The sequence below is a fragment of the Clavibacter zhangzhiyongii genome (assembly GCF_014775655.1).
Lineage (GTDB): Bacteria > Actinomycetota > Actinomycetes > Actinomycetales > Microbacteriaceae > Clavibacter > Clavibacter zhangzhiyongii.
In genome coordinates, this window is record NZ_CP061274.1 from 2,242,497 (window position 1) to 2,269,280 (window position 26,784).

Consider the following 26,784-nt stretch of genomic DNA (forward strand, 5'->3'; position numbering starts at 1 on the left):
GCCCCTAGGGTGGATCCCTGACACGGGGTGCCCACGAGGGCTGAGATGAGACCCGTCGCACCTGATCCGGTTAGCACCGGCGGAGGGATGTCATCATGAGCGCTGCGCGCCCGTCCATCGACGAGATCACGGGGACGGGGAACGCCTCGGCGGACCTCCTCCACCGGCTGCGGGAGCGCACGCCGCTCGTGCAGTGCATCACCAACGCGGTCGTCACCGGCTTCACCGCGAACGTCCTCCTCGCGCTGGGCGCCGCGCCCGCGATGACGGACGTGCCGACCGAGGCGGGGCCGTTCGCGCGCATCGCGTCGGGCGTGCTCCTGAACCTCGGCACGCCGCACGCCGAGCAGCGCGAGGCCGCCGTCGAGGCCGCCCACGCGGCGCGCGAGGCGGGGACGCCGTGGGTGCTGGATCCGGTCGCCGTCGGCGCCCTGCCGGTGCGGACCCGGCTCGCGCACGAGCTCGTGGCGCTGTCGCCGACGATCGTGCGCGGCAACGCGTCGGAGATCATCGCGCTCGCGACCGGCGGGGCGGGCGGCCGCGGGGTCGACGCGACCGACGAGGTGGAGGCGGCGCTCGACGCAGCCAAGCTCCTCGCGCGCACCTACGGCACGGTCGTCGCGGTGTCGGGACCGGTCGACCACATCACGGACGGGACGCGGACGGTGCGCGTGCACACGGGCGACGCGCTCCTCACCAAGGTCACGGGCGGCGGCTGCGCGCTCGGCGCCGTGATGGCGGCGTTCGCCTCGACGGACCCGGATCCGCTGCGGGCCGCCGTCGCCGCGACGAGCGTCTACACGATCGCCGCGGAGATCGCCGCCGAGGGCGCCCGCGGGCCGGGGTCCTTCGCCGTCGCGCTGCTCGACGCGCTCGACGCCGTCATGCCCGAGCTCGTCGCCCGGCGCGAGCGCCTCTCGTGACCGCGCTGGACCTCTCCGTCTACCTCGTCACCGACCCGGCCCTGTGCGGCGAGCGCGGCGTGCCCGCGGTCGTCGCGGCGGCGGTCGCGGGCGGGGCGACGGCCGTGCAGATCCGCGACAAGCACGCGAGCGCGGCCGACCTGCTGGCGACCGTGACGGCCGCCGCCGACGCCATCGACGCGCACGCGTCCGCGCACCCGGACGCGGCCCGCCCGCTGCTCGTCGTCGACGACCGCGTGGACGTCGTCCTCGCGGCCCTCGCCCGCGGTGCCCGCGTCGACGGCGTGCACGTCGGCCAGTCCGACGTGCCGGCCGCCCTCGTCCGCGGGATGCTCGACGCCGCGAGCCCCGACCGCCGCCTCGTCGTGGGCCTCACCGCGAACACGCCCGCGCACGTCGAGGCCGTGCGCGCGCTGCCCGCGGGCACGGTCGACTACCTCGGCGTCGGCGTGATCCGCCCCACCAGCACCAAGCCCGACCACCCGGCGCCGCTCGGGCACGACGGCTTCGGGATCATCGCGGGCCTCTCCCCCGTGCCGTGCGTCGCGATCGGCGGCGTGGACGTGGACGACGTGGACGCCGTCGCGGCGGCCGGCGGCGCGGGCACGGCCGTCGTGTCGGCGATCTGCGCGGCGGAGGACCCGGAGGCGGCGGCGCGCGAGCTCGCGGCGGCGTGGGCGCGGGTGCGCGCGGCCGGGGCGACGGGCACGCGCTCGGGCGCCGCGGATGCGGTCGACGCGAACGCCCGTGAGGAGAGCACGCCACCCGCGGCCGCGGACCCCACGCGCGTCCCCCGCGTCCTCAGCATCGCGGGCACGGATCCGACCGGAGGCGCGGGCATCCAGGCCGACCTCAAGTCCATCGCGGCGAACGGCGGCTACGGCATGGCCGTGGTCACGGCGCTCGTGGCGCAGAACACGATGGGCGTGCGGGAGATCCACGTGCCGCCCGTCGCGTTCCTGCGCGCGCAGCTCGACGCGGTCTCGGACGACGTCGCGATCGACGCGGTGAAGATCGGCATGCTCGGATCCGCCGCCGTGGTCGACGAGGTGGCCGACTGGCTGCGCGCGACGCGGCCGCCGGTCGTGGTGCTGGATCCCGTCATGGTCGCGCAGTCGGGCGACGCCCTCCTCGACGACGACGCGACCGACGCGCTCCGCCGCCTGCTGCCGCTCGCCGACGTGGTCACCCCGAACCTGCCGGAGCTCGCCGCGCTCCTCGGCGAGCCCGAGGCCGAGGGCTGGGACCGGGCGCTCGGGCAGGGGCGCGCGCTCGCGGACCGCCACGGCGTGCGCGTGATCGTCAAGGGCGGGCACCTGCGCGAGGAGGACTGCCCGGACGCGCTCGTGACCCCGGGCGCGGACGGCTCGCGGACGGCGGTGGACGTCGTCGACGGCCCGCGCATCGCGACGACCAGCACGCACGGCACCGGCTGCTCCCTCTCCAGCGCCCTCGCGACGCTGCACCCGCGCCGCGGCGACTGGCTCGTCGCCCTCACGGAGGCGAAGGGCTGGCTCACGGGATCGCTCGTGCACGCGGACGGCCTCGACGTGGGCCGCGGCGCCGGCCCGCTCGACCACCTGCGCGCCCTGTGGGACGCGGCCGGCACCCACGCCGGGCCCGTCTCGCGGGAGATGTGGGCGGGATCCGCGGACCTCCGCCGGGAGATCGACGACCTCGCGTTCGTCCGCCGCCTCGGCGACGGCACGCTGCCCGAGGCGTGGTTCTCGCACTACCTCGCGCAGGACGCGATCTACCTCCGCGCCTACTCGCGCATGCTCGCCCGCGCGAGCCAGCTCGCGCCCACACCGGACGCGCAGGTGACCTGGGCGCGCGCGGCCGCCGACGCCATCGCCGCCGAGTCGGCCCTGCACGAGGAGTGGCTCGCCCGGCACCCCGCGCCCGCGGTGGCCGGGCCCGTGACGCGCGCCTACGTCGACCACCTCCTCGCCCACGCCGCGACGAGCGACTACGCGGTGCTCGTCGCCGCGCTGCTGCCCTGCTACACGATCTACGCCGACGTGGGCACGCGCCTCCGGGCGGCCGGCGCGGCGGCGACGGCGTCGGGCGACGCGCACCCGTACGGCGGGTGGCTCGCGACGTACGGGGATCCGGCGTTCGCGGCCGCCACGCGTCGGGCCGTCGAGCTGGTGGACGAGGCGGCGGCGCTCGCCGGCCCGCTCCGGCGCCCGGCCATGCTCGAGGCGTCGCGGCTCTCCTCCGCGTACGAGCGCGACTTCTTCCTTGCTCCGGAGGCGCTCGGCTGATCCGCGCGGAGGACCTGCGTCAGCGGAGCTGCGCGAGTCGCTGCAGCAGCACGTCGCTCGTCGCCGCGAGCGTGCTCGACGCCCAGAGCAGGACGCAGATCGTGAGCGCGACCATGGTGCCGGCGGGGGCGCGCTTCACCAGACGGTCGACCAGCAGCACCAGCACCGACGCGACGGCGACGACCACGCCCGCGACCGTGGCGAACGCCATCCGCACGTAGGCGGGCGCGTCCGGCGTCGACCAGCTGTTCGCCGCGAGGGCGATGGCCGCGGGCACCACGACCAGGCCGCACAGGAGGATCAGGGGCGCCGGCAGCAGGCGCGCGCGCACGGGCGGTGGGGCGTCGACCTGGGGCGCGGGCATGACGCCGAGCGTAGGGACATCGTCGCGGGCGCGCCAGCGGTCGCGACGACGGGGGCGCGTGCTCCGGCCTCGTCCACCGCACCGGGCCCGACGCCCTGGGGACGCCCCGGCCCGCTCCCAGCCGCCCCCGCGGGAGGATGCCCGTGCCCCGACGCGATCACCGCGCCGGGGCTCCCCGTTCCACGACCCGGGCATCCCGCGTGCCCGACAGAGAGGACCCCGCATGCGCGTCCAGGCCGAGACCCCCGCCGTCACGATGCCCGCCCACCAGTTCACGGGCGAGGTCCGCCTCCGCTGGATCTCCACCCCGCAGACCCCCGCACAGCGCGCGGTCGTCGCGGCCGTCACCTTCGCGCCGGGCGCCCGCACGGTCTGGCACTCGCACGTCCTCGGGCAGACCCTGCACGTGACCTCGGGCATCGCCCGGGTGGGCACGCGCGACGGCGGGGTGGTCGAGGTCGGTCCCGGCGGATCCGCGTACATCGAGGCGGGCGAGGAGCACTGGCACGGCGCCACCGCGCACGCGCCCATGGAGCACATCGCGGTGCTGGAGGACGGCGACGACCCCATCGCCGCGACCGGCTGGGGCGCGCACGTCACCGACGAGGAGTTCCTGCAGCCGGCCGTGCCCGCGTCCGTCGCGACGCCGACCGCCACGCCGGCGGCCGCGCACCACGTGCCGCTCGGCGCGCCCGTGCTCGTGCACGCCCTCCGCTACACGGCGATGTACGGCGAGAAGCCCTTCGACGAGGCGCTGCTCGTGTACCTCGACAACGGCGCGTACAAGATCCTCTCGCCCGGCGAGGAGCACTACGGCAGCTACGTCTCGGCGGCCGGGAAGGGCGTCGCGCCTCGGCACGTCGCGTTCCTCTCCTGGCCGTCGGACGACTGGAACCGCGACGTCGCCAGCCACACGCTCACCTTCTCGGACGACACGGGCGCGTTCATCCAGTCGCTCGTGCTCCCCGGCGACGCGGTGCCGCGCGCGCAGCACGGCTTCGCGCAGGTGGTCGCGGATCCCGAGCACGTCGACATGACGGCGTCGTGGGAGCAGCTCCGGGTCACGCACGCGGCCGTCTTCGAGGAGCTCGCGGAGCGCGTCCGGCAGCGCTGACGTCACGGGGCGGGCCGCGGCCCGCCCCGGCGCTACGCTCGATCCACCGCGAGCGCCTCCTCCTCCCCGCGAGGGGCGCGATCCACCTGAGCGCCCTCCCGGAGGCCACGACCATGACCACGACCACCTCGCGGCCCACCCGCGCCCAGCGCCTCGACGGGCTCCCGTGGACCCGCCCGCACTCCCGCATCCTCGGCGGCAGCGGCGTCGGCTGGGCGCTCGACGCGATGGACGTCGGGCTCATCTCGTTCGTGATCGCGCAGCTCGCGGTCGTGTGGGAGGCGGACGCGGGCCAGCTCGGCCTCGTCGCGTCCGCCGGGTTCCTCGGCATGGCGATCGGCGCGAGCGTCGGCGGGCTCCTCGCCGACCGGCTCGGCCGACGGCAGGTCTTCGCGCTCACGCTGCTCGTCTACGGGCTGGCCACGGGCGTCTCCGCGCTCGCGATGTCGGTGGGCGCGCTCATCGCGCTGCGCTTCGTGGTGGGCCTCGGGCTCGGCGCCGAGCTGCCCGTCGCGTCGACGCTCGTGAGCGAGTTCGCGCCGGCGCGGATCCGCGGCCGCGTCATCGTGATCCTCGAGTCCTCCTGGGCCGTCGGCTGGACGGCCGCCGCGCTCATCGGCTACCTCGTGATCCCCGCGAGCGACGACGGCTGGCGGTGGGCGCTCGCGCTCGGCGCCGTGCCCGCGGTGTGGGCGATCGTCGTGCGGCTGCGCCTGCCGGAGTCGGTGCGGTTCCTCGAGGGGAAGGGCCGGCACGCGGAGGCGGAGCGGGTCGTGCGCGCGCTGGAGTCCGCAGCCGGACGGGCTCCGGCCCCGAGCCCGGGCCACGACGACGCGGCGACCCTCGATCCGGATCCGGCCGACGGCGCCGAGGCCGCCGACGCCGCAGCCGACGCCGCGCCCCGCGAGCGCCTCTTCGGCGCCCGCCTCCGCCGCCGCACGCTCTCGCTCTGGGTCGTGTGGTTCTGCGTCAACTTCGCCTACTACGGCGCCTTCATCTGGCTGCCGACGCTGCTCGTGGCGCAGGGCTTCTCGCTCGTGCGCTCGTTCGGGTACACGCTGCTCATCACGCTCGCGCAGCTGCCGGGCTACGCCGTCTCCGCCTGGCTCGTGGAGAGGTGGGGGCGCCGCGTGACGCTCGCGGTCTTCCTCGCCGGATCCGCCGTGGCCGCCGGCCTCTTCGGCACGGCCGACGACGTCACCTCGATCCTCGTGTTCGGCGCCCTCATGTCGTTCTCGAACCTCGGCGCGTGGGGCGCGCTCTACGCCGTGACCCCGGAGCTCTACCCGACCCGCGTGCGCGCGACGGGCGCCGGCAGCGCGGCGGGCTTCGGCCGTCTCGCCTCGATCGTCGCGCCCTTGTGCGTGCCGCCGCTCCTCGCGCTCGGCGGCGTCGCCCTGCCGTTCGGCGTGTTCGCCGCGGTCTTCGCGCTGGCGGCCGTCGCGGCGCTCACCCTGCCGGACCTCCGCGGCGCGGCCCTCGAGGACTGAGCGCGGGTATCCGGTCGGTACGCTCGGAGTCCCGACCCGAGGAGCGCGCGTGGAGCTGTCGAACCTGATCTACCTCGCGATCATCCCGGTCGTGATCCTCATCGTCTTCGCCGTCATCGGCACCTCCCGCTCGAATCCCACGCAGGACGCCCAGGACGCCGTCGCCCGCGAGCGCCGCGCGGCCCGCAAGGCCGAGCGGGAGCGGAAGAGGGCCGAGCGCGGCTGATCGGCGCTGGGGAGCATCCGCACGCCGCGCCCGTCCGCTGCGCATCCTGGGCGGATGCCTCCCGCCACCGCCCGTCGTCGCGCCCTCCGCGACGCGGCCGTCCTCACGGCCTTCGTCCTCATGTCGCAGCTGGTCGTGGTGCCGCTGGTCCGCGGAGACCCGGCGACGGAGCACCTCGGGCCCGCGCTCGTCGCCGGCGTCCTCGTCTTCGCCGCCGCCTACCTGATCCGCCGGGCAGCGGACAGGGCACGCGGCGACCGCGGCTAGCGGCCACCTCACGCACGACGCCCCCGCGACCAGCAGGTCGCGGGGGCGTCGTCGTGCGGGGCGCGCCGGCTACGCGGCCAGCGCCTCCTCGAGCAGGTGCGAGAGCGCGTCGAGCTGGACCGACGTGGATCCGGCCTCGTCGAAGTCCTCGCCGTCGAGCGCGCGCGCCGCGAGGCCCGCCTTGCTGTCGATGAGCTCCGCGATCTTCGCGTCGATCGTCTGCGCCGCGATGATCCGCCACGCGGTGACGGGCTCCTCCTGGCCGATGCGGTGGACGCGGTCGATGGCCTGCGTCTGCTCCGCGCTCGTCCAGCTGAGCTCGGCGAGCACGACGTTGGACGCCGCCTGCAGGTTGAGGCCGACGCCCGCCGCGGTGAGCGAGCAGACCACGACCTGCACCTCGGGGTCGTTCTGGAAGGAGTCGATCGCGTTCTGGCGCGCCGCCGGCGACTGGTCGCCGCGGATGGAGACCGAGCGGATGTCGCGCTTCGCGAACGTGGCCTCGGCCTGGTCCATCACGTCGACGTGCTTCGCGAAGAACACGACCTTGCCCACCGAACGGGCGAGCTGCGCGGCGTAGTCGGCCGCGAGCACGGCCTTCGCCTGGCCGATGCGGCGGACCATGGTGAAGACGTTCTCGCCGGTCTTCTGCGCCTTGGCCTCGTCGAGCTCGGACTGCGCGACGAGCCGGATGAGGTGCGCGCGTTCCGTGGCGGGCCCGTCCATGACGTCGGGCACGGTCGTGCCGCGGGCCCCGACGAGGGCCGTGAAGCGCTTGACGAGGCGCGCCGCGAGCTCGCGCTCGGCCTGGCGGATGGAGCGGCCCAGGTCGTCGTCGAGCTCGACGGGCAGGTCGGCGATGCGCTTGGAGGGCAGGTCGGTCGCCACGTCGATCTTGCGGCGGCGGACGATGCCGAGGTCGATGACCGCGCGCCGCGCCTCGGCGAAGAAGCCGGGGTCGGCCGGCGTGAGGCCCGCCTCCTCCAGCTCGCCCATGAGGACCGAGGTGGGCTTGTCGCCGTCGATCCAGCCGAGGAACTGCCAGATGGCGCGGAAGTCGTCGATGTCGTTGATGAGCGGCGTGCCGGTGAGCGCCATGAGCAGCGGCGCCGACTGGCGCTGGCGGATGCTCTCGGCGAGCGCGAGCACGAACTTCGAGCGCTGCGACTGCAGGTTCTTGATGAAGTGCGCCTCGTCGACGACCATGCCGCGGAAGCCGAGCGTGCGCAGCCAGCCGATGTGCCGGTCGAGCACCTCGTAGTTGACGATGACCACGTCGGCGAACGCGTCGAGGCCGAGGCCGTCGCCGTGGATCACGGTGGCGCGGCGGTGCGGCGTCCAGCGCTCCACCTCCCGCTTCCAGTTCATCTTCACGACGTTCGGGACGACGACGAGCAGCGGGTACGCGTCGGCGACCGACGCGGCCAGCAGCGCCTGCGCGGTCTTGCCGAGGCCGGGCTCGTCGGCGAGGAGGAACTCGCGGTGGCCGAGGCGGACGCTCTCGAGGAAGCGGGCCTGGTGGCGCATGAGCTCGAGGCCGTGCGGCGACAGGCGGTCGATGCGCGGGCTCTCGGGCAGGTCCATGCTCGCGATGCCGCCGCCGGCGCCGTACTCGAACGACTTGAACAGCGGGCCGAGCAGCTCCCAGTTCGCCAGCAGGCGCGTGGGCGGGGCGGCGGGCGCGGGCCGGTCGAGGTCGGGCTCGAGGAACGGGTTCGCGAGCACGCGGGCCTTGACCGACGGCGGGACGACCTGGCGCTCGTGCAGCTTGGCGAGCGCGGGATCCTCGGGCTCGGGCTCGGGCTCGTCCTCGACGACCATCTCGACGCCGCCGTCGAACAGCATGTGCTTGCGCATGGCGCGGGCGGTCTCGGAGAGCTTGGCGTCGGGATCCAGCAGCGGCAGCACCGAGGTGTCGCGCGCGGCCGTGCGGGCCAGGATGCTCGCGATGCCGTCGAGGCGCTTCAGCGTCTCGGCGCGCTCGGAGTCGCTGAGCGGCGTGGCCGGGTCCTTCGCGTGCGTGCGCTCCTCGCGCATCAGCACCGCGATGACCTGGAACTTCGTGCGGTTGACGGGCTTGAGCTTGCCGCGCTGGGCGGCCTGCTCGATCTCGCGCACGGCGCGCGCGAGGACCGGGATCAGTCCCTCGTTGTCGATCGTGCGCGTGCGGGCGGAGGACCGCCGCTGGCCGGTGCGAGCCATGCAACTCCTTGTTCACTGCCGGTGCCAGGCCGCGCCTGCGCTCCCGGATCGGAAGGACTTCGCGTCCGTCGCGCACGGTGACGCGTGCGGTCGGACGGTGGCGAGGGGACCTTCCTCGAGCAACCGGGGGCTCCGGGTCGGGGGTGGGATGCGGGTCCGCCGCCTGCGCCCGGCCGCCTCGGGGAGGACGGGCACATGAGGAGTTTAGGGCACGGCGGGGCCCCGGTGCGCCGTGGTGCGCGGCGCGGCTCGGCCCGGTCGCCGGGAGCGGCCCCGGCCTAGGGTGGATGCATGACGGATCAGGCGACACCCACCGGTACCAACGAGGCGGGCGCCCCCGGCCGCTACGTCGAGGAGGGTGAGTTCACCCGCGACACGAACTACATCGAGGACCGCATCCTGCGGGACGGATCCCAGGGCTGGCCCGTCGAGGCCGGCCGCTACCGCCTCGTCGCGGCGCGGGCGTGCCCGTGGGCGAACCGCTCGGTCATCGTCCGCCGCCTGCTCGGGCTCGAGGACGCCATCTCGCTCGGCCTGCCCGGCCCCACGCACGACGCCCGCAGCTGGACCTTCGACCTCGACCCCGACGGCCGCGACCCGGTGCTCGGCACGGAGCGCCTGCAGGAGTCGTTCCTCGCGCGCTTCCCCGACTACCCGCGCGGGATCACGGTGCCCGCCCTCGTCGACGTCCCCTCCGGCCAGGTCGTCACCAACGACTACCCCCAGATCACGCTCGACCTCTCCACCGAGTGGACCGAGCACCACCGCGAGGGCGCGCCCGACCTCTACCCCGAGCACCTGCGCGCGGAGATCGACGAGGTCGCCGACCTCGTCTTCCGCGACGTGAACAACGGCGTGTACCGCTGCGGCTTCGCCGGATCGCAGGAGGCGTACGAGAAGGCCTACGACCGCCTCTTCTCCCGGCTCGACTGGCTGAGCGAGCGCCTCGCGGGCCAGCGCTACCTCGTGGGCGACACGATCACCGAGGCCGACGTGCGCCTCTTCACCACGCTCGCCCGCTTCGACGCCGTGTACCACGGGCACTTCAAGTGCAACCGGCAGAAGCTCGACGAGATGCCCGTGCTGTGGGCGTACGCGCGCGACCTGTTCCAGACGCCCGGCTTCGGCGACACCATCGACTTCGTGCAGATCAAGCAGCACTACTACCTGACGCACACCGACATCAACCCGACCCGCGTCGTGCCCGTCGGCCCCGAGACCTGGGGCTGGCTCGAGCCGCACGGGCGCGAGGAGCTGGGCGGCCGCCCGTTCGGCGACGGGACCCCTCCGGGCCCGGTGCGCGAGGACGAGCGCGTGCCCGAGGGCCACGGCGCCGTGCCGCGCGGCGGACGCGCGACCCGGCCGTCCGAGGCGCGTGCCGCCGTCTCCGGGACGCCCGTGCCCGGGTCGGCCGGTGCGGACTCCGCGGGTCGCGCCTGATGGCGAAGCGCACCGCCGCCGCCACGCTCACGCCGAGGCGTCGGATCCTCGGCGTCGCCATCCGCCGCATCCCCGCCGTCGCCCGCTCCCTCCGGGGCACGGCCGCCGCGGGCACGCGCGTCGTCCGCCATCGGGCGGGCACCCAGGGCCTCCCCCTCGACATCTCCGTCTGGATGCCGCCCGGCCACGACGACGCGAAGACGGGCGCGCCCGTGCTCGTCGTCCTCGCCCGGCACGACGGGGACTGGCTCCCGTCCACGCTCGCGCGCGACCTCGGGGCCGTCGTCGTCGCGATGCCCGCGGACGACGACGCGACCGCGCTCGCGGGCCTGTCCTGGATCGCGTCGCACGCGGCCGGCTGGTACGGCACCCCCGAGCGCCTCGGGATCCTGGGCGACGGCCCCGGCGCCGACCGGGCCCTGCGGATCACCGCGCTCGCCCGGGACGCCGACGGCCCGGCGGTGCTCCGCCTCGTGCTCGTGAGCCCGTCCGGCGAGGTGCCGACGGCCGCGGCCTCCGACCGCCAGGGCCACGGCCGCGACCGGCTCCCGGACACGCTCGTTCACGTGGGCGCCGCGGATCCGCGGATCGACGACGTCGCCGCGGGCGTCGCGGCGCTCAAGGCGGCGGGGACGAAGACGCGGCTCGTGCGGATCCCCCGCGCCGACCGAGGCTGGTTCGCCTACCCGGCGGCCGACCCGGCGCTCGCCCGCCGCTCGCTCGACGAGGTCGTCGCCTACCTCCGTCGCGGCCTCACCGAGGAGCGCGCGTTCGGGGTCGGCCCGGCGTAGGGTCCGCCTCCACGGGCACCTTCACGAGGATGCCCGCCGCGATGAACACGATCGCGGCGACGTACTGCAGCGACTGCCACGTGACGGCCTCGACGGGGATCACGGCGACGGGGTTCCACATCACGGCCACCGCGGCGAGCAGCGCGGCGCTCCACCAGCTGCGGGCGCGCACCGAGAACACGATCATGATGAGCGCGAGGATCGCGACCGCGAACCGGACGACCGTGAAGAGGTCGCCGTCGATCACCGCGAAGCCGGCGAGCAGCACGATGGCGCCGAGGAGCCCGGGCGCGAGCGACGGACGGGTGAACGCGGGGGCGGCGGGGGTGCGGGTCACCCGTCCAGTCTGCCAGCGGGCGCCGGGCGCGAGCCGCGCGCGCCTCCCCCGACGCAGCAGGACGCCCCGCCTCGATCCGCGGGGATCGAGGCGGGGCGTCCGTCGTGCGGGTCCTGCCTACTTGATGGACTCGACCGCGGTCTTCACCTGCGCGGCGACCGTCTCGGAGAGCGGCGCGGCGCCGGCCTCGTCCGCGGCGACCTGCTGGCCCTCGGTGCTGGTCACGTAGCCGAGGTACGCCTTGACGAGCTCGCCCACGGCGGGGTCCGCGTACTCCTGGCACGCGATGAGGTAGCTCACGAGGACGATCGGGTACACGCCCGGGGCCTCGGTCGTGTAGTCGAGGTCGAAGGCGATGTCGTTCTCCTCGCGGCCCTCGGACTCGGGGGACGCCTCGACGACGGCCGCGGCCGCCTCCGGGGAGAAGCCGACGAACTCGTCGCCGACCTTGATCTTCGCGACGCCGAGGTCGCCGGCCTTGGACGCGTCCGCGTAGCCGATGACGTTCGCACCGCCCCGGACCGCGTCGACGACGCCGGGCGTGCCCTGGGCCGCCTCGCCGTCCTGGTAGGGCCAGACGCCGTCCGGCTCCGCGTCCCACACGTCCGGCGCGGCGGTGTTGAGGTAGGTGGCGAAGTTCTCGGTGGTGCCCGAGTCGTCCGAGCGGTGGACCGCGGTGATGGGGGCGTCGGGCATCGTGGCGTCCGGGTTGAGCGCGACGATGGCCGGGTCGTCCCACTTCGCGATGGTGCCCTTGAAGATGCCGGCCGCGGTCGCGGGGTCGAGGTTGAGCTCGTCGACGCCGTCGATCTGGAAGATCATCGCGATGGGCGAGATGTAGGCGGGGACGTCGATGGGCTTGGTGCCGTCGACGCACTGGCCGAAGGCGCCCTCGAGCTCGTCGGTCTTCAGCGCGCGGTCGGATCCCGCGAACATGGCGTTCTGGCCGCCGGCCATGAAGGCCTCGCGTCCGGCGCCGGATCCGTCGGGCGAGTAGTTGACGGTGACGCCGGCGTTCGCGGTCTGGAAGCCCTTCGTCCAGGCCTCCTGCGCGGAGCCCTGCGACGAGGCGCCGATGCCGTTGAGCGTGCCCTCGAGCGTGGACGCGGAGGCGTCGCCGCTGTCGGCGGGCGGCTCGTTGGCGGCGCAGGAGGACAGGGCGAGGGCGACGGCGGCGGCGAGGGCCGCGGCGCCGGTGAGGCGGGTGCTGTTCACGTGGGGGAGCCTTCCAGGGGTGGTCGGATGGGGTCACTCGGCCGGTGCAGGGCCGCGGGCGACGCTATGCAGGCGGATCCCCTGCGCGGGATACGGGAGGTGGACGCGGGGTTGCCGGGCGGGATCCCTCAGGTGCGGGAATGCGGATCCTCCGCGGGAACACGGGGCATGGCCCTCGGACTGGGGGCGTCGGCGGCGGCCGTCGCGCGGGGATCCGGCGCGCGTCTCCGTCGCGAGGATGAAGTCCGCGGCCCAGACGGCCCGCGGGCTCGGCGCGCTCCTAGCCTGGGCCCATGTCGCCTCCCCGTCTCCTCGCCGCCGTCGCCGCGCCGCTCGTCGGCGCCGCCTCCGCCGCCTTCTGGATCGCCGCCGAGTCGCAGCGCTCGGGGCTCGCCGGCGTCGCCACGCTGGCCGTCGCGTACGGCGCGGCCGTCGCCCTCGCGGTGTGGATGCCCGCCGCGTCGCTCGCGATCGTCGTGGTCCTCCCCGCGCTGCAGGTCGCCGGGTACGCACCGCCCGTGGACGGCACGACCTGGCCGATGCACGCGGCGATCGGGGTGGTCGCGTTCCTCGTCGGCGCCACCGGCGGCCGTCGCCTGCGCGTCGTGTCGCCCGCCGCGTGCGCCGTCGGGGCGGCGCTCGCGGCGCTCGCCCTCGGCGCGGGATCGGCATCGGGCCCGAGCGCCTGGGTGGGCGCCGCGTCCGCGTCCGACCCGACCGTCCTCCTGGTGCTCGCCGCCGTCGGCGCCGTCGTCGTCTGCGGGGCGCTCGGCGCGGGCCTCGGCGCCGCCGTCCGGGTCGGCCGGCTCGGCCGCGTCCTCGTGGAGGCGGAGGACCGCCTCGCGCAGACCGACCTGGAGCTGCGCCTCGGCCTCGAGCGCGCCCGCATCTCCCGCGACGTGCACGACTCCGTCGCCCACGCCCTCACCATCGTCGTGGCGCAATCCGAGGGCGCGACCGCGCTGTCCGACCGCCAGCCGCAGGTGGTGCGCGGAGCGCTCACCGCGATCTCCGGCGTCGCGCGCGACGCGCTGGCCGACGTGCGCGGCCTCGTCGAGCGCATCACCGAGGCGGGCGACGAGCTGCTCTCCCTGGAGGACGCGCCCCTGCTGGTCGAGCGCATGCGCGAGGTCGGCATGGAGGTGACGCTCGACGAGCTCGGGGCACGGCCGGCGCTGCGACCCGCGCAGCAGCTCGCCGTCTACCGCATCGTGCAGGAGAGCCTGACGAACGCCCTCAAGCACGGCGGGCCCCGGAGCCGGGCGAGCGTCGTCCTCGACTGGCGCGGGCCCGGGCTCGCGCTGCTGATCCGCTCCTCGGGCACCGCGCCCCTCGTCGGCCGGGGCTCGCTCCCGGGCGCCGGGGCCGGGATCGCGGGGATGCGCGAGCGGGCCCGGATCGGCGGCGGCTGGCTGACGGCCGAGCCCGACGACGCGGGCGGGTTCGTCGTCACCGCCTACCTCCCCGCGGACGGGGTCGCCGCCGCGCCCGCCGCCGATCCCGCCGCGGTGCCCCGTGGCTGACCGCGTGCGCGTCGCCGTGGTCGACGACCAGCGGCTGTTCGCCGAGGGGCTCCGCATGCAGATCGACGCCGCCGACGACCTCGAGTGCGTCGGCATCGCGGAGGACGGACGCGCCGGGATCGACCTCGTGCGCCGCGAGGAGCCCGACGTCGTGCTGATGGACCTCCGCATGCCCGTCCTCGACGGCCTCGCCGCGACCGCCTCCCTCCGCGACGGCGCCGCCGACGCCCCGCGCGTGGTCGTGCTCACGACGATGCGCGACGACCGCGCCGTGCAGGCGGCCGCCCGGGCCGGCGCCTCCGCCTTCCTCACCAAGGACGCGCGACCCGAGGTGCTGCTCGCCACGGTGCGCGCGGCCGCGGCGGGCGACGTCACGGGCGACGCGGAGGAGCTGCTGCGCGACTTCGGCGCCCCGCCGCCCCGCGCCGACGTCGCCGCGCTCGACGCGCTGACGCCGCGCGAGCGCGAGACCTTCCTGCTCGTCGCGCGCGGGCTCACCAACAGCCAGATCGCCGAGGCGTCGTTCGTCTCGGAGTCGACCGTGAAGACGCACGTGCAGGGGGTGCTCGCGAAGCTCGGCCTCCGGAGCCGCCTGCAGGTCGTCGTCTTCGCCCATGAGAGAGGACTGGTGCGCTCGTGAACGCATCCCCCATCCGCGCGTCCGCCGGGCGCCTGGCCCGCCGCATCCGCACCCCGCGCGGCGTCGTCGCCATCGTGGTCGCCGCGGGCCTCGTCGGCGTCGCCGTCGCGAACGCGCCGGCGCCCCGCACCGAGCCGGTCGCGGATCCGACTGCGCGCGACGCGGCCGCGTGGACCATGCCGCTCGACGCGACCGTGGGCGTCCCGATGGACGCGATCGACGTCGCGGAGGACATCCGCCTGCGTCCGTGCCTCGCCGCGCAGGGCATCGCGGACGAGGCGCCCGCGCTCGACCCGGCGGTGCTCCTCGCCCCGGCGTCGCACGCGGACGGCCGCCTCGTCGCCCCGCCGCTCGACGAGGGGCGCGCCGCCCGGTACGGCCACGGGCCGGTGGTGGATCCGGCGCGCGCCGAGCTGCGGGAGCGGCGGACGGCGCGCAACGGCGACCCCGCCCGGGGGCGCGCGCTCGACGCGTGCCTCCCCGGCGTGCGCGAGGGCATCTGGGCGAGCGCCTCGACGAACCAGGGCATCCAGATGCGCGCGCTCGAGCTGCGTGCCGACGCCCGGGAGCGCGCCCTCCGCGACCCCGCGGTCGGCGCGGCGGCCGACGCCTGGCGCGGCTGCCTGGCCGGGTCCTCCGCCGACGAGCTCCGTGACCGGGGACGCCCGCTGCCCGAGGATCCGATGACCCTGCTCGAGCCCGAGCACGCCGACGCACCCTCCGAGGACATCGCGCTCGCCCGCGCCGACGCCTCCTGCCAGGCGTCGACGGGCTACCGCGCCGCCCTGTACGACGCGCAGTGGCGCGAGGAGTCGCTCGTGACCGAGGCCGACGCGGCCCTGTTCTCCTCGGGGCGCGCCCGGCAGGTCGCGGCGACCACCGCCGCCGTGCGGGAGGTGCTGCTCGCCGACCGCGGCTGAGGACCGGGCCTCCCACTCCGCCTCCGCAGGAGCAGGTCGCCCCGCGCGACGGGGCGGCCCGCGCCGTCGGATACCGTGGACGGGCCCGTCCGCCCGATCCCGTCGGGCCCCGCCTGCCCCGAGGAGCCCCCATGCGCGCCGTCGTCTACGAGCGGTTCGGCGAGACGCCCGTCGTCCGCGAGCTGCCGGATCCCGTCCCCTCCCCCCGCGGCGTCGTCGTCCGCGTCGAGGCCACGGGCGTCTGCCGCAGCGACGCGCACGGCTGGCTCGGGCACGACGACGGGATCGCCCTCCCGCAGGTGCCGGGCCACGAGCTCGTCGGGCGGATCCACGCCGCGGGCCCCGAGGTCACGCGCTTCCGGGTGGGCGACCGCGTCACCGTGCCGTTCGTCTGCGCGTGCGGCCGCTGCGAGGAGTGCCGCGCCGGCAACGGGCAGGTGTGCCGGAACCAGACGCAGCCCGGCTTCACGCACTGGGGGTCCTTCGCCGAGCTGGTCGCGCTGCACGACGCCGACGTGAACCTCATCCCCGTCCCCGAGGACCTCGACGCGGGCGCCGCCGCGCTCCTCGGCTGCCGCTTCGCCACCGCCTTCCGCGGCCTCGTGCACCGCGCCCGGCTCGAGCGCGGCGAGCGCCTCGTCGTCGTCGGCTGCGGCGGGGTCGGGCTCAGCGCCGTGATGATCGGCGTCGCCGTCGGCGCGGAGGTCATCGCGGTCGACATCGACCCGGCCGCCCTCGCGCGCGCCGCCGAGGTGGGCGCGGCCCGCACGATCGACTCGTCCGGGCTGTCCGAGGCGGAGGTGCTCGCCGCGATCCGCGCCGTCGCGCCCGACGGCGCGCAGGTGTCGGTGGAGGCGCTCGGCCGCGAGTCCACGCTGCGGCTGAGCCTGCTCGCGCTCGCGCCGCTGGGACGGCAGGTGCAGATCGGCCTGTTCGCGAGCGAGCCGACGGTGCCCGTGCCGACCATCATCGGCCAGGAGCTGAGCCTGCACGGCAGCCACGGCATGCCCGCCCACGACTACGCGGAGCTGATGGCGCTCGTGGCGTCCGGCGCCCTCCGCCCGGAGCTGCTCATCGAGCACCGGATCCCGCTCGACGACGCCCCGGCCGCGCTCGAGGCGCTCGCGTCGGGCGACCGCTCGGCGGGGATCACGCTGGTCGAGGTGGGCTGAGGGCGCCGCACGGCGCCTCCCCGCTCATCGGCCTGCGATGCTGGCGGGGTGACCCCGTCCCCCGCGCGCCGCTCCCCCGGGACGACGGCCGGGGGCGCGCTCCCCCGTCCGGTGCGCGTGGGCTACGGCGGCGCCCTCGCCGGGCTGGTGCTCCTCGACGCGGCGCTGTCCGGATCCGTCGGGCAGGCCGCGTACCTCCTCGCGGTGGTCGCGCTGGCCGTGCTCATCGCGCGTCGGACCGTCCCCGCGTGGACCGTCGGCGCCCTCTCCGCGGCCGCGACGCTGGCCACGCTCGCCACCGCGGCCCTCGCGCCCGCCGGGATCCGCGCGCCCTTCGCCCTGAGCGAGGGCCTCGTGCTGCTCGTCGCGGTGATCACGACCACGCGCCGGGCCGCCGGCGCACGCGGCGCGGCCGCGGTCGCGCTCGTGGCGCTCGCGACCGTGGCCCTCCCGGTGCGGCTGCTGTCGGCGGACGCCCCCACCTTCGGGATCCTGCTGGTCGCCGTGGTCGCGTGCGCGCTCGCCGTCGGCGTCACGCTGCGGAACGCCGACGCGGAGCGCCGCCTCGCCCTCGCCGTGGCGACGCAGCGCGAGCGCGACGGGCTCGCGCGCGACCTGCACGACGACTTCACGAACCGGGTGACCGGGATGATCCTGCTGGCCCAGGCCGCCCGCCGCCGCGCGGACGCCCCCGGCAGCGCGCTCGACGCGGAGCTCGCGGGCATGGAGGAGGCCGGCGGCCAGGCGCTCGCGAGCATGCGGCGCTGGGTGCGGACGTTGCGCGACACCGGCGTGGAGCGCGATCCCGAGCTCACCGACGACCCCGACGACGGGATCCGCGCGCTCCTCGACCGCTGGGAGTCCGCCGCCCCCGGTCGCCGCGCGGAGCTGGACGACACGACGCGCGCGCCCGTGCCGGCGGAGGTGCGGGCGACGGCGGCGCGGATCGTGCAGGAGTCCGTGACGAACGCGACGCGGCACGCGCCTGGCGCCGACCGGATCCGGGTGGCGCTCGCGGAGGATCCCGACCGGGACGCCGTCGTCGTCACCGTCGTGAGCCCCCTCGACCCGGCGGGCGCGGGCGCCGACCCGGTGCCCGGCTCCCCGGGCCTCGGCCTCGTCGGCATGCGCGAGCGCGCCGCCATCCTCGGCGGGACCCTCGAGGCCGGCGTCGTCGACCGCACCTGGACCGTGCGCGCGACGCTCCCCCGGGACGCCGGCGCATGACGATCCGCGTGCTGCTCGCCGACGACCACCCCTCGGTGCTCCGCGGCCTCGAGGGGATCCTCGCGCCCGAGCCTGACATCGAGGTGGTCGCGTCCTGCGCCGATGGCCTCGAGGCCCTCGAGGCGGCCCAGCGGCTGCGGCCCGACGTCGCCGTCGTCGACATCCGCATGCCGCGCATGGACGGGCTCGAGCTCACGCGGCTGCTCGCCGGATCCCGGGCGCGCGTCCCCGTGAAGGTGGTGGTCGCGACGACCTTCGACCTCGACGAGTACGTCTACGGCGCGCTCCGCGCGGGCGCCTCCGGCTTCCTCCTCAAGGACGCGGGCGCCGGCCTCCTCGTCGAGGCCGTGCGGGCCGCGCACTCCGGTGACCAGCTGATCAGCCCGTCGGTGACCGTGCGCCTGCTGCGGCACCTCGCGCCGCGGTCGGCGACGACGCTGCACCCCGACCTCACCGCGCGCGAGATCGAGGTGGCCGAGCTCGTCGGCCGCGGGCTCACCAACGCGGAGGTCGGGGCGGAGCTCGTCATCTCGCTCGGCACGGTGAAGTCGCACCTCGGATCCCTCCAGGCGAAGCTCGACGCCCGGAACCGCGTGGAGATCGCCGCCTGGGCGTGGAGCTCGGGGCTGCTGCGGCCCTGAGGCGAGGGCGCTGCGGCGAGGGCACTGCGGTAAGGGCGCGACCGCGAGGCGACGCCGTGCTGCGATGCCGCGGTCGCCGCAGACCGGCCGAACGGCCGATGCCGCCCCGCGCGCGCCGCCCGAGCATGGATCACGGCGGTCGGCCCGAGACGCGGACCCCGCCGACGAGAGGCCCGCATGACCACCACGCCACCCCGCCCGCCCGCGACGCGGCCCGCCGCCGACGCCGGCCCCGACGCCGCCCCGGCCTCCCGCGTCACCGGCCGCGTCGCCGCCCTCGACGTGATCCGCGGGGTCGCGCTCTGCGGCATCATGCTCGTGAACATCGGCCCGCAGACGCGCTTCGGCACCGCGGCCGGCTTCTACGAGATGGCCGCGCTCGGATCCACCAGCGGCTGGCTCCAGCTCCTCGTGCAGCAGCGCTTCTTCCCCGTGTTCGCGCTGCTGTTCGGCATCGGCTTCGCGCTCATCGTCGAGTCCGCCGAGCGCCGGTCGGCCCGCCCGCGGGTCGTGCTGCTCCGGCGCCTGCTGATCCTGCTCGCGATCGCCATCCCGTTCGAGTTCCTGCAGCACGGATCGGCGCTCCTGCCGTACGCGCTCGCCGGCCTCGTGGTGCTGCTGCCGAGCACGTGGCTGCCGCGCTCCCTGACGGCCGTGGCCGCGGTCGCGCTCGTCGTGGTCAGCGTGGTCGTGGCCGGCGGCGGGCTGACGCTCGTGCCGGGCATGCTCCTCGCCGGTTCCGCCCTGACGCGCTACGGCGTGGTGGCGGCGATCGGGCGGTCGCGGCGCGGATCCGCCGTGGTGCTCGTCGTCGCGCTCCTGGCCGCCGCGCCACTCCTCGCCTGGCAGGTCACGACCATCGCCGACTCCGGCTTCAGCACGGAGTCGGCAGCTGCCGGTCTCGCCCTCGCCGCCGCGTACGTCGCGCTCCTGTCGCTGCTCATGACGACCCGCGCGGCCCGCGCCCTCGAGGCCGTGTTCGCGCCGCTCGGCCGGATGGCGCTCACCAACTACGTGGCGGGCGCGCCGCTCATGCTCGCGGCGGGGGCCCTGCTCGACCTGCCGCACGCCACGTCGTGGACGCCCATGCTGCTCGCGGTCGTCGTGATCCTCGCGGTGCAGGCCGCTGCGAGCGCGCTGTGGCTCCGCGCCTTCACGCAGGGGCCGCTGGAGTGGCTGTGGCGCTGGGGCACCTGGGGCACGCGGGCGCCGTTCCGCCGGGCGGGCTGACGGGGATCGGCGGACGCGGCGGGCCGGCGGATGCCCACCCCCGCCTCCGCCGGTCGCTCGCGGTCGCGGACTAGAGCGCGCCCTGCAGCTCCGACCCGGCCGGGATGGGCGCCAGCCGCGTGACGACGGCCGGCCCCGTGATGAGGCCCGCGAGCGACGCGCCCATGCGCGCGACCGCCTCGCCCGCGCCGTGCGCGTCGAGGGCCTCCCCCGACGACCACTTCTCGAGCATCACGATGGTGCCGTCGGGGGCGTCGTGGATCGCGTAGACCTCGCAGCCGTCCTCCTCGTGGACCTCGGCGATGCCGCGGGACAGGGCGGCGACCGCCTCGTCGTGCTTGCCCTCGACGGGCGTGAAGACGGCGGTGACGACGACGGGCTGGGACATGGGATCTCCTGTGTTCGGGGTGGGACGGACGACGTGGGCGGGTTCGCTCACGGACGCGGGATGTTGCGCAGGTTCGAGCGGGCGAGCTTCACGGCCTCGCCGACGCCGCCGTTCATCACGATCTTCGACATGGAGAGCGCGAAGCCCTTCACCTGCGCGGCGGTGATCTCGGGCGGGATCGACAGCGCCATCGGGTCGGTCACGAGGTCGACGAGCGCGGGGCCGTCGTGCGCGAACGCGGCCTCGAGGGCGCCGCGGATGTCGGTCGGGTCCTCGACGCGCTGGGAGTGGATCCCGAGCGCCGCCGCGACCGCCGCGTAGTCGACCATGGGCACGTCGACCCCGAAGTCGGGGATCCCGTCGACGAGCATCTCGACCTTCACGAGCCCGAGCGTCGAGTTGTTGAACACGACGACCTTCACCGGCAGCCCGTACGCGGCGACCGTCACGAGCTCGCCCATCAGCATGGACAGCCCGCCGTCGCCCGAGATGGAGACGACCTGGCGCCCGGGGTGCGCGATCTGCGCGCCGATCGCCATCGGGAGCGCGTTCGCCATCGAGCCGTGCACGAGCGAGCCGAGCATCCGCCGCCGGCCGTTCGGGGTGAGGTAGCGCGCGCTCCAGACGTTGCACATGCCGGTGTCGCTGAGGAACACGGCGTCGTCGGCCGCGACCTCGTCGAGGACGCTGGCCGCGTACTCGGGGTGGATCGGCTTCAGCTTCTCGGCCTTCGAGGTGTACGCGCCGACGACCTGGTCCACCTTCTTCTCCTGCTCCTCGAGCAGCTCCTCCAGGAAGCGCCGGTCGGTCTTCCGCTCGACGAGCGGCAGGACCGCGCGGATCGTGGAGAGCGCGTCGCCGTGGATCGCGATGTCGACGTCGGTGCGGCGGCCGAGGCGCTCGGGCGCGATGTCGATCTGCGCCGTGCGCACCTCCTTGCCGGGCAGGAACTGGTCGTAGGGGAAGTCGGTGCCGATGAGGATCAGCAGGTCGGCGCCCGAGATGCCGGCGGCCGCCGCGCCGTAGCCGATGAGGCCCGTCATGCCGACGTCGAACGGGTTGTCCTGCTGGATCACGTCCTTGCCGCGCAGCGAGTGGCCGACGGGCGCGGCGATCCTGTCGGCCAGCTCCATGAGCTCGGCGTGCGCGGACCCCGCGCCCCGCCCCGCGAAGATCGCGACGCGCTCCGCCTCGTCGATGGCGGCGGCGAGCGCGCGCACGTCCTCCTCGGCCGGCACGATCGCGGGACGGCGCGGCAGCGAGAACGCGGGCGCCTCGCCCTCCGCCTCGAACTCGGCCACGTCGCCCGGCAGCGTGATGACGCTGACGCCGCCGAGCGCGAGGGAGTGCCGCATGGCCTGGTCGACGACGCGGGGCGCCTGGACGGCGGTCGAGATCATCTCCGTGTAGTGCGAGCACTCGACGAAGAGGCGGTCGGGGTGGGTCTCCTGGAAGTAGCCGGAGCCGATCTGGTTCGTGGTGATGTGGCTGGCGATGGCGAGCACGGGCGCGCCCGAGCGGTGCGCGTCGTAGAGGCCGTTGATGAGGTGGAGGTGGCCGGGTCCGCAGGATCCCGCGCATACGGCGAGCTTGCCGGTGAGCTGCGCCTCGGCGGAGGCGGCGAACGCGCCCGCCTCCTCGTGCCGCACGTGGATCCAGTCGATGCCGCCCTTGCGGCTCCCGCCCGTGCGCCGCACGGCGTCCACGACGGGGTTGAGGCTGTCGCCGACGACCCCGTAGATGCGGCTCACCCCCGCCTCGATGAGCTGGGCGATGAGCTGGTCGGCGACCGTGCGTGCCATGGGGTGTCCTTCCGTCGGTGGATCCAGTCAATACCCGCCGCCTCCGCGCGACCTCCGGGTGCGGGCGCTCCGCGACGCGCGCTCCGGGAATGCGGCCGGACCGGGCGCGTTGACCCTCAGGTGACCGACACGACGACCGATGCCGCCCGCTCCGACGCCACCGACCCCGACGACCTCGCCCGCTACGAGGCCTGGCACCGCGCGCGCCTCGCCGCGGTGACGAGCCCGTTCGGCAGCCTCGCGCTCATCCAGACGACGTGGCTCGCCCCCGGCCAGGAGGTCAGCGACCTCGAGGCGCTCGACGGGCAGCCCGACACCGTGCAGCTCACCCGCATCGAGCGCACGTCGCTCGAGACCGGCGAGCCCGAGCACGGCTACCGGCTGTGGGACGCGGCGAGCCCCCGGAACCGCGCGTTCGAGGACATCGAGGTCTACCCGTACGCGCCCGAGTGGATCCTCGAGGGCCGCTTCGAGCGCGTCGACGACGACCGCGTGATCCCGTTCGAGCACATCGCCGACCAGGGCCGCACGCGCGAGCTGCCCGTGCCGGGCGACATCGTGGTGGAGATCGAGGGCCAGGAGGTGCGCCTCAGCGCCTTCGCCGACGGCGACCGCCTCCAGCTCGTCTTCGCCGACGCGACCACCGGCCACGAGAGCTACGCGCCCAGCCGCTTCCTCTTCCTCCCCCGCCCGGACGGCGACGGACCCGTGACCCTCGACTTCACGCGCGCCGTCGTCCCGCCCTGCGGCTTCTCCGACTGGATGAACTGCCCGCTCCCGCCCGCCGGCAACCGCCTGACCGCGGCCGTCCGCGCCGGCGAGCGCCGCGTGGTCTACCGCGACGAGGCCTGAGCCGCCGGGGCGTCCGCGCCGTCACGGGCGCGAGGAGCCGACGGCGGGGCGCTTCCTCGCCGTGGTCGATCCCGCACCGGCAGCTCGCGCCGTCGGCGGCTCAGGCCGTCGGCAGCTCGACGCCCGCCGCCCACGCTCGGGAGACCGCGAGGTCGGGCGTGAGCGCGACGACGTCGCCTGTGGAGCCCGCGCGCAGCAGCCCCAGTCGGTCGCCGAGGCCGAGCGCCCGGGCCGGCACGGCGGTGAGCGCCGCGACCGCCGCGGGCAGGCCGAGGCCGACCTCGCGCACGGCGATGCGCAGCGCCGCGTCCTGCGTGAGGGTCGACCCGGCGATCGTGTGGGAGCCCGCGAGACGGGCGATGCCGGCGGCGACCACGACCTCGAGCGCGCCGAGGCGGTAGCGCCCGTCCGCGGATCCGGCCGCCGCCATCGCGTCGGTGACGAGCGCGACGCGGCCCGGCGCCTCCCGGAGGAGCAGCCCGGCGACCGCGGGCGCGACGTGCACGCCGTCGAGGATCAGCTCCAGCGTCACCCGCTCGTCGGCGAGCGCCGCCATGATCGGCCCGGGCTCGCGGTGGTGGATCCCCGGCATGGCGTTGAACGCGTGCGTCAGCACGGTCGCCCCCGCGTCGAACGCGGCCCGCGCGAGGTCGCCCGAGCACGTCGTGTGCCCGACGGCCGCGACCACGCCGGCCTCGACGAGCCGCCGGATCGCGTCGAGCGCGCCGTCGAGCTCCGGCGCGATGGTGACCTGCCGGAGCGCGCCCTCCCCCGCCTCCAGCAGGGCCTCGACGCGCGCTGGCGTCGGATCCACGAGGTGCTCGTGCGCGTGGGCCCCCGCCGCGTGCGGCGACAGGAACGGCCCCTCGAGGTGCGCGCCGAGCACGAGCGGGTCGTCGGCCATGACGGCGCGGATGCCCGTGAGCGAGCGCGCGAGGTCGGGCACCGGGTTGGCGACGAGGCTCAGCACCGACCGCGTCGTGCCGTGCCGCCGGTGCAGGGCGACGGCCGCGGGGATGCCGTCGGGCCCGTCGTCGTGGGATCCGCCCGCGCCGCCGTGCACGTGCAGGTCGACGAAGCCGGGGACGAGGGTGGCGTCGCCGAGGTCGACGATGCGGTCGGCGGGCGGCGCCTCGCGTCCGCTCCCGACGGCGACGATCGCACCGCCGTCGAGGAGGATCCACGCGTCGTCGGTCGTGCCGCGCTCGTCGACCGCGTGCGCCGCGCGGAGGAGCGTCGAGCCCGTCACGAGACCCGCTGCCAGGCGGGCTTGCCCGCGTGCGTGTGCCGGTAGTAGTCGGCGAGCGCGAGCCGCGACGCGGCGGCCTCGTCGACCACGACCACCGCGTGCTCGTGCAGCTGCAGCGCGCTGCCGGGCACGAACGCGGTGAGCGGCCCCTCGACGGCGGCGGCGACCGCGGCCGCCTTGCCCTCGCCCTGCGCGACCAGCACGAGCCGCCGCGCCTCGAGGATCGTGCCGAGCCCCTGCGTCATGCAGTGCGTGGGCACGTCGTCGAGCGCGTCGAAGAAGCGCGCGTTGGCCTCCCGGGTGGCGGGGGCGAGCGTCTTGATGCGGGTGCGCGACGCGAGCGACGACGTCGGCTCGTTGAAGCCGATGTGCCCGTTCGCGCCGATCCCGAGGATCTGCACGTCGACGCCGCCGGCGTCGCGGATGGCCCGGTCGTACTCCTCGGCGGCGTCGCCGAGGTCGGCGGCGCGGCCGTCGGGCACTCGCACCCGCGCCGGGTCGAAGCCGAGCGGGCCGACGACGTCGCGGGCGATGACGCTCGCGTACGACTCGGGGTGCTCGAGCGGGATGCCCACGTACTCGTCGAGCGCGAAGCCGCGCGCCCGGGCGAACGAGACCTCGCCCGCCTCGACGCGACGGCGCAGGTCGGCGTAGAGCCCGGAGGGGCTGGATCCGGTGGCGAGCCCGATGACCGCCTCGGGGTCGCGCACCACGGCGGCGGCGACGTGCGCGGCGGCCGCGCGGCCGACCGCCTCCGCCGTGGGCAGGATGATCACCTCCACGCGCGCACCCCCTCGGGCCGGACGACGGACGGACGGACGGGAGCGCCGTCGGGCGCCACGAGCGGGCTCACGAGGCGATGCTCGCGACGATGCCGTCGATGTACGCCTGGCGCTCCTCGCGCGTCGCCGGTCGCCCCACGATCCCGGGCCGCGTCTGCCACGGCATCGGCCCGGATGCGCGCCGGTACTCCACCCCGACGGCGTCGAGCCGCTCGAGGTGCACGGCGAGCCGCGCGTGGAAGTCCGCCACGTCGCGCACGCCGCCCGCGGGCCGCGGCGACCACACCGCCTCGGCGAGCGCCGCCAGCCGCGGGAAGACGAGGTAGTCGACGGTGCGCGGCGAGTCCATGTGCTCGGTCCAGATGTTCGCCTGGCCGCCGAGCACGTGCTCCGCCTCCTCCGGGGTGAGCGCGTCGGGCACGGGCTCGAACGCGAGCACGTCCTCGAGGGTCAGCGGGATGGAGACGGGGATCGGCTCGTCGGGCCCGTCGGACTGCCGGTAGTCGAGGTAGACCTGGTCGTCGGGGCAGGCGACCACGTCGTGGCCGCGGCGCGCGGCGGTGACCGCGCCGGTCATCCCCCGCCACGACGCGACGACCGCGGAGGAGGAGACCTCGCCCTCGAGGATCTCGTCCCAGCCGTACATGGTGCGGCCGGCCGCCGCGATGTGCGCGTCGAGCCCGCCGATGAACCAGCTCTGCAGCTCCAGCTCGTCGGTGAAGCCGCGCTCGCGCATGATCTCCTGCGTGCGCGGGTCCTCCGCCCACTGGTCGCGCGGGCACTCGTCGCCGCCGATGCCGACGTAGCGCGACGGGAACAGCTCCATCACCTCGTCGAGCACGCCCCGGTAGAAGTCCAGCGTCGACTCCTCCATGTTGAGGACGTCGTGGATGATGCCCCAGCGCGTGTGCACGGCCCGCGGCTGGTCCGCGCTCCCGACGCCGAGCTCCGGGTACGCCGCGATGGCCGCGAGCGAGTGGCCGGGCACGTCGATCTCCGGCACCACGTCGATGTGGCGCGCGGCCGCGTAGGCCACGACCTCGCGGATGTCGTCCTGCGTGTACCAGCCGCCGTGCGGGCGGCCGTCGCCGGGCGACCCCTCGGCGGCGCCGACCTGGGTCTCGGCGCGCCATGAGCCCACCTCCGTGAGCCGCGGGTAGCGGCGGATCTCGATCCGCCACCCCTGGTCGTCCGTCAGGTGCCAGTGCAGCGTGCTCAGCTTGTGCATCGCCATGAGGTCGATGAAGCGCAGCACCTCGCGCTTGGGCAGGAAGTGGCGGGCCACGTCGAGCATGGCGCCGCGCCAGCCGAACCTCGGGGCGTCCTGGATCGCGACGGCGGGCACGGTCCACGCGACGCCCGCGACGGGCGCGCGGCGGAACACCTGCGGCGGCAGCAGCTGCAGGAGCGTCTGGCAGGCCGCGAAGACGGCCGCCTCGTCACCGCCGCGGATCCGCACGCCGTCGGCCGTCGCGTCGAGCGTGTGGCCGCCCACCGCGAGGTCGGGGTCGAGCGCGAGGGAGATGGCGCCGGATGCCTCCTCGGTGGTCGAGGCGAACGGGAACCCGGTCGCGGGCCGGAGCGCAAACTGCAGCCAGGCGACGGTGGCGGCGAGCTCGTCGGGCGCCTGGATGCGGGTGCGGACGTCGAGGAGGAGGGAGCCCGACCCCGGCACGAGCGAGACGGGCGCGGGGATCACGGCGAGGGGGGTGGTCATGCGGG

Annotated in this window: 25 protein-coding genes and 1 riboswitch; of the genes, 16 read left to right on the forward strand and 9 right to left on the reverse strand. The window is 75.8% G+C overall.

Annotated elements, in window-relative coordinates; all coding sequences use genetic code 11:
- Positions 1–13: 13 nt before the first annotated feature.
- Positions 14–105: riboswitch (TPP riboswitch) on the forward strand.
- Both thiM and H9X71_RS10645 read left to right on the forward strand, forming a co-directional pair.
- Positions 96–923, forward strand: coding sequence for a hydroxyethylthiazole kinase (gene thiM, locus H9X71_RS10640; protein ID WP_191147067.1), 828 nt, complete (start codon positions 96–98; stop codon positions 921–923). (Overlaps the previous riboswitch by 10 nt.)
- Positions 920–3,190: a bifunctional hydroxymethylpyrimidine kinase/phosphomethylpyrimidine kinase gene (locus H9X71_RS10645; RefSeq protein WP_191147068.1), complete on the forward strand. Its 2,271-nt coding sequence runs from the start codon at positions 920–922 to the stop codon at positions 3,188–3,190. The genes thiM and H9X71_RS10645 overlap by 4 nt, the downstream gene beginning before the upstream one ends.
- A gap of 19 nt (positions 3,191–3,209) precedes the next feature.
- Here H9X71_RS10645 and H9X71_RS10650 read toward each other — a convergent pair whose 3' ends face one another.
- Positions 3,210–3,554: a hypothetical protein gene (locus tag H9X71_RS10650; protein ID WP_191147069.1), complete on the reverse strand. Its 345-nt coding sequence runs from the start codon at positions 3,552–3,554 to the stop codon at positions 3,210–3,212.
- A gap of 223 nt (positions 3,555–3,777) precedes the next feature.
- Here H9X71_RS10650 and H9X71_RS15075 point away from each other — a divergent pair, with 223 nt between their 5' ends.
- The 4 genes from H9X71_RS15075 to H9X71_RS10670 all read left to right on the forward strand — a co-directional run bounded on the left by H9X71_RS15075 (position 3,778) and on the right by H9X71_RS10670 (position 6,651).
- The gene (locus tag H9X71_RS15075; RefSeq protein WP_191147070.1) at positions 3,778–4,668 is read left to right on the forward strand and encodes a cupin domain-containing protein; all 891 of its coding nucleotides are present in this window, start codon (positions 3,778–3,780) and stop codon (positions 4,666–4,668) included.
- Between the two features lie 113 nt (positions 4,669–4,781).
- Positions 4,782–6,158: an MFS transporter gene (locus tag H9X71_RS10660; protein WP_191147071.1), complete on the forward strand. Its 1,377-nt coding sequence runs from the start codon at positions 4,782–4,784 to the stop codon at positions 6,156–6,158.
- 49 nt (positions 6,159–6,207) lie between these two features.
- Entirely contained in the window at positions 6,208–6,384 is a 177-nt protein-coding gene (locus H9X71_RS10665; protein WP_191147072.1) for a hypothetical protein, read from the forward strand.
- A 54-nt stretch (positions 6,385–6,438) separates the two neighbouring features.
- A complete protein-coding gene (locus tag H9X71_RS10670; protein ID WP_191147073.1) occupies positions 6,439–6,651 on the forward strand; it encodes a hypothetical protein in 213 nt (70 codons plus the stop codon).
- A gap of 69 nt (positions 6,652–6,720) precedes the next feature.
- On the opposite strand, the gene H9X71_RS10675 is transcribed toward H9X71_RS10670, so the two are convergent.
- Complete coding sequence (locus tag H9X71_RS10675) at positions 6,721–8,853, reverse strand: DEAD/DEAH box helicase (protein WP_191147074.1); 2,133 nt, start codon at positions 8,851–8,853, stop codon at positions 6,721–6,723.
- Positions 8,854–9,144: 291 nt separating this feature from the next.
- On the opposite strand from H9X71_RS10675, the gene H9X71_RS10680 reads away from it, so the two are divergent.
- Together H9X71_RS10680 and H9X71_RS10685 are read left to right on the forward strand one after the other, a co-directional pair.
- Positions 9,145–10,293: a glutathione S-transferase family protein gene (locus H9X71_RS10680; protein WP_191147075.1), complete on the forward strand. Its 1,149-nt coding sequence runs from the start codon at positions 9,145–9,147 to the stop codon at positions 10,291–10,293.
- On the forward strand, positions 10,293–11,084 hold the full coding sequence (locus tag H9X71_RS10685) for an alpha/beta hydrolase (protein ID WP_191147076.1): 792 nt from the start codon (positions 10,293–10,295) through the stop codon (positions 11,082–11,084). The genes H9X71_RS10680 and H9X71_RS10685 overlap by 1 nt, the downstream gene beginning before the upstream one ends.
- Here H9X71_RS10685 and H9X71_RS10690 read toward each other — a convergent pair.
- Both H9X71_RS10690 and H9X71_RS10695 read right to left on the reverse strand, forming a co-directional pair.
- Positions 11,047–11,421 carry a DUF6804 family protein gene (locus H9X71_RS10690; RefSeq protein WP_191147077.1) on the reverse strand — a complete coding sequence of 125 codons (375 nt, stop codon included), beginning with the start codon at positions 11,419–11,421 and terminating at the stop codon, positions 11,047–11,049. The genes H9X71_RS10685 and H9X71_RS10690 overlap by 38 nt on opposite strands.
- Before the next feature lie 117 nt (positions 11,422–11,538).
- Positions 11,539–12,636 carry a phosphate ABC transporter substrate-binding protein PstS gene (locus tag H9X71_RS10695; protein ID WP_191147078.1) on the reverse strand — a complete coding sequence of 366 codons (1,098 nt, stop codon included), beginning with the start codon at positions 12,634–12,636 and terminating at the stop codon, positions 11,539–11,541.
- 293 nt (positions 12,637–12,929) lie between these two features.
- Here H9X71_RS10695 and H9X71_RS10700 point away from each other — a divergent pair, with 293 nt between their 5' ends.
- The 7 genes from H9X71_RS10700 to H9X71_RS10730 all read left to right on the forward strand — a co-directional run bounded on the left by H9X71_RS10700 (position 12,930) and on the right by H9X71_RS10730 (position 19,989).
- A complete protein-coding gene (locus tag H9X71_RS10700; protein WP_191147079.1) occupies positions 12,930–14,159 on the forward strand; it encodes a sensor histidine kinase in 1,230 nt (409 codons plus the stop codon).
- The gene (locus tag H9X71_RS10705) at positions 14,152–14,799 is read left to right on the forward strand and encodes a response regulator (RefSeq protein ID WP_191147080.1); all 648 of its coding nucleotides are present in this window, start codon (positions 14,152–14,154) and stop codon (positions 14,797–14,799) included. The genes H9X71_RS10700 and H9X71_RS10705 overlap by 8 nt, the downstream gene beginning before the upstream one ends.
- The gene (locus H9X71_RS10710) at positions 14,796–15,719 is read left to right on the forward strand and encodes a hypothetical protein (protein ID WP_191147081.1); all 924 of its coding nucleotides are present in this window, start codon (positions 14,796–14,798) and stop codon (positions 15,717–15,719) included. The genes H9X71_RS10705 and H9X71_RS10710 overlap by 4 nt, the downstream gene beginning before the upstream one ends.
- Positions 15,720–15,850: 131 nt before the next feature.
- On the forward strand, positions 15,851–16,891 hold the full coding sequence (locus tag H9X71_RS10715) for a zinc-dependent alcohol dehydrogenase family protein (protein ID WP_191147082.1): 1,041 nt from the start codon (positions 15,851–15,853) through the stop codon (positions 16,889–16,891).
- A 48-nt stretch (positions 16,892–16,939) separates the two neighbouring features.
- A complete protein-coding gene (locus tag H9X71_RS10720; RefSeq protein ID WP_191147083.1) occupies positions 16,940–18,118 on the forward strand; it encodes a sensor histidine kinase in 1,179 nt (392 codons plus the stop codon).
- On the forward strand, positions 18,115–18,759 hold the full coding sequence (locus H9X71_RS10725) for a response regulator (RefSeq protein ID WP_191147084.1): 645 nt from the start codon (positions 18,115–18,117) through the stop codon (positions 18,757–18,759). Before H9X71_RS10720 ends, H9X71_RS10725 begins: the two co-directional genes overlap by 4 nt.
- A gap of 177 nt (positions 18,760–18,936) precedes the next feature.
- Complete coding sequence (locus H9X71_RS10730) at positions 18,937–19,989, forward strand: DUF418 domain-containing protein (protein ID WP_191147085.1); 1,053 nt, start codon at positions 18,937–18,939, stop codon at positions 19,987–19,989.
- Between the two features lie 70 nt (positions 19,990–20,059).
- Here the strand turns inward: H9X71_RS10730 and H9X71_RS10735 are convergent, their stop codons facing one another.
- The gene (locus H9X71_RS10735; protein ID WP_191147086.1) at positions 20,060–20,377 is read right to left on the reverse strand and encodes a putative quinol monooxygenase; all 318 of its coding nucleotides are present in this window, start codon (positions 20,375–20,377) and stop codon (positions 20,060–20,062) included.
- A 47-nt stretch (positions 20,378–20,424) separates the two neighbouring features.
- Complete coding sequence (locus tag H9X71_RS10740) at positions 20,425–22,179, reverse strand: pyruvate dehydrogenase (RefSeq protein ID WP_191147087.1); 1,755 nt, start codon at positions 22,177–22,179, stop codon at positions 20,425–20,427.
- A gap of 120 nt (positions 22,180–22,299) precedes the next feature.
- Here H9X71_RS10740 and H9X71_RS10745 point away from each other — a divergent pair, with 120 nt between their 5' ends.
- On the forward strand, positions 22,300–23,031 hold the full coding sequence (locus H9X71_RS10745) for a DUF1684 domain-containing protein (protein WP_191147088.1): 732 nt from the start codon (positions 22,300–22,302) through the stop codon (positions 23,029–23,031).
- Positions 23,032–23,131: 100 nt separating this feature from the next.
- On the opposite strand, the gene nagA is transcribed toward H9X71_RS10745, so the two are convergent.
- The 3 genes from nagA to H9X71_RS10760 all read right to left on the reverse strand — a co-directional run bounded on the left by nagA (position 23,132) and on the right by H9X71_RS10760 (position 26,779).
- Positions 23,132–24,280 carry an N-acetylglucosamine-6-phosphate deacetylase gene (gene nagA / locus H9X71_RS10750; RefSeq protein ID WP_244961576.1) on the reverse strand — a complete coding sequence of 383 codons (1,149 nt, stop codon included), beginning with the start codon at positions 24,278–24,280 and terminating at the stop codon, positions 23,132–23,134.
- The gene (gene nagB, locus H9X71_RS10755; protein ID WP_191147089.1) at positions 24,277–25,062 is read right to left on the reverse strand and encodes a glucosamine-6-phosphate deaminase; all 786 of its coding nucleotides are present in this window, start codon (positions 25,060–25,062) and stop codon (positions 24,277–24,279) included. Before nagB ends, nagA begins: the two co-directional genes overlap by 4 nt.
- Positions 25,063–25,129: 67 nt before the next feature.
- On the reverse strand, positions 25,130–26,779 hold the full coding sequence (locus tag H9X71_RS10760) for a beta-N-acetylhexosaminidase (protein ID WP_191147090.1): 1,650 nt from the start codon (positions 26,777–26,779) through the stop codon (positions 25,130–25,132).
- Positions 26,780–26,784 lie beyond the last annotated feature (5 nt).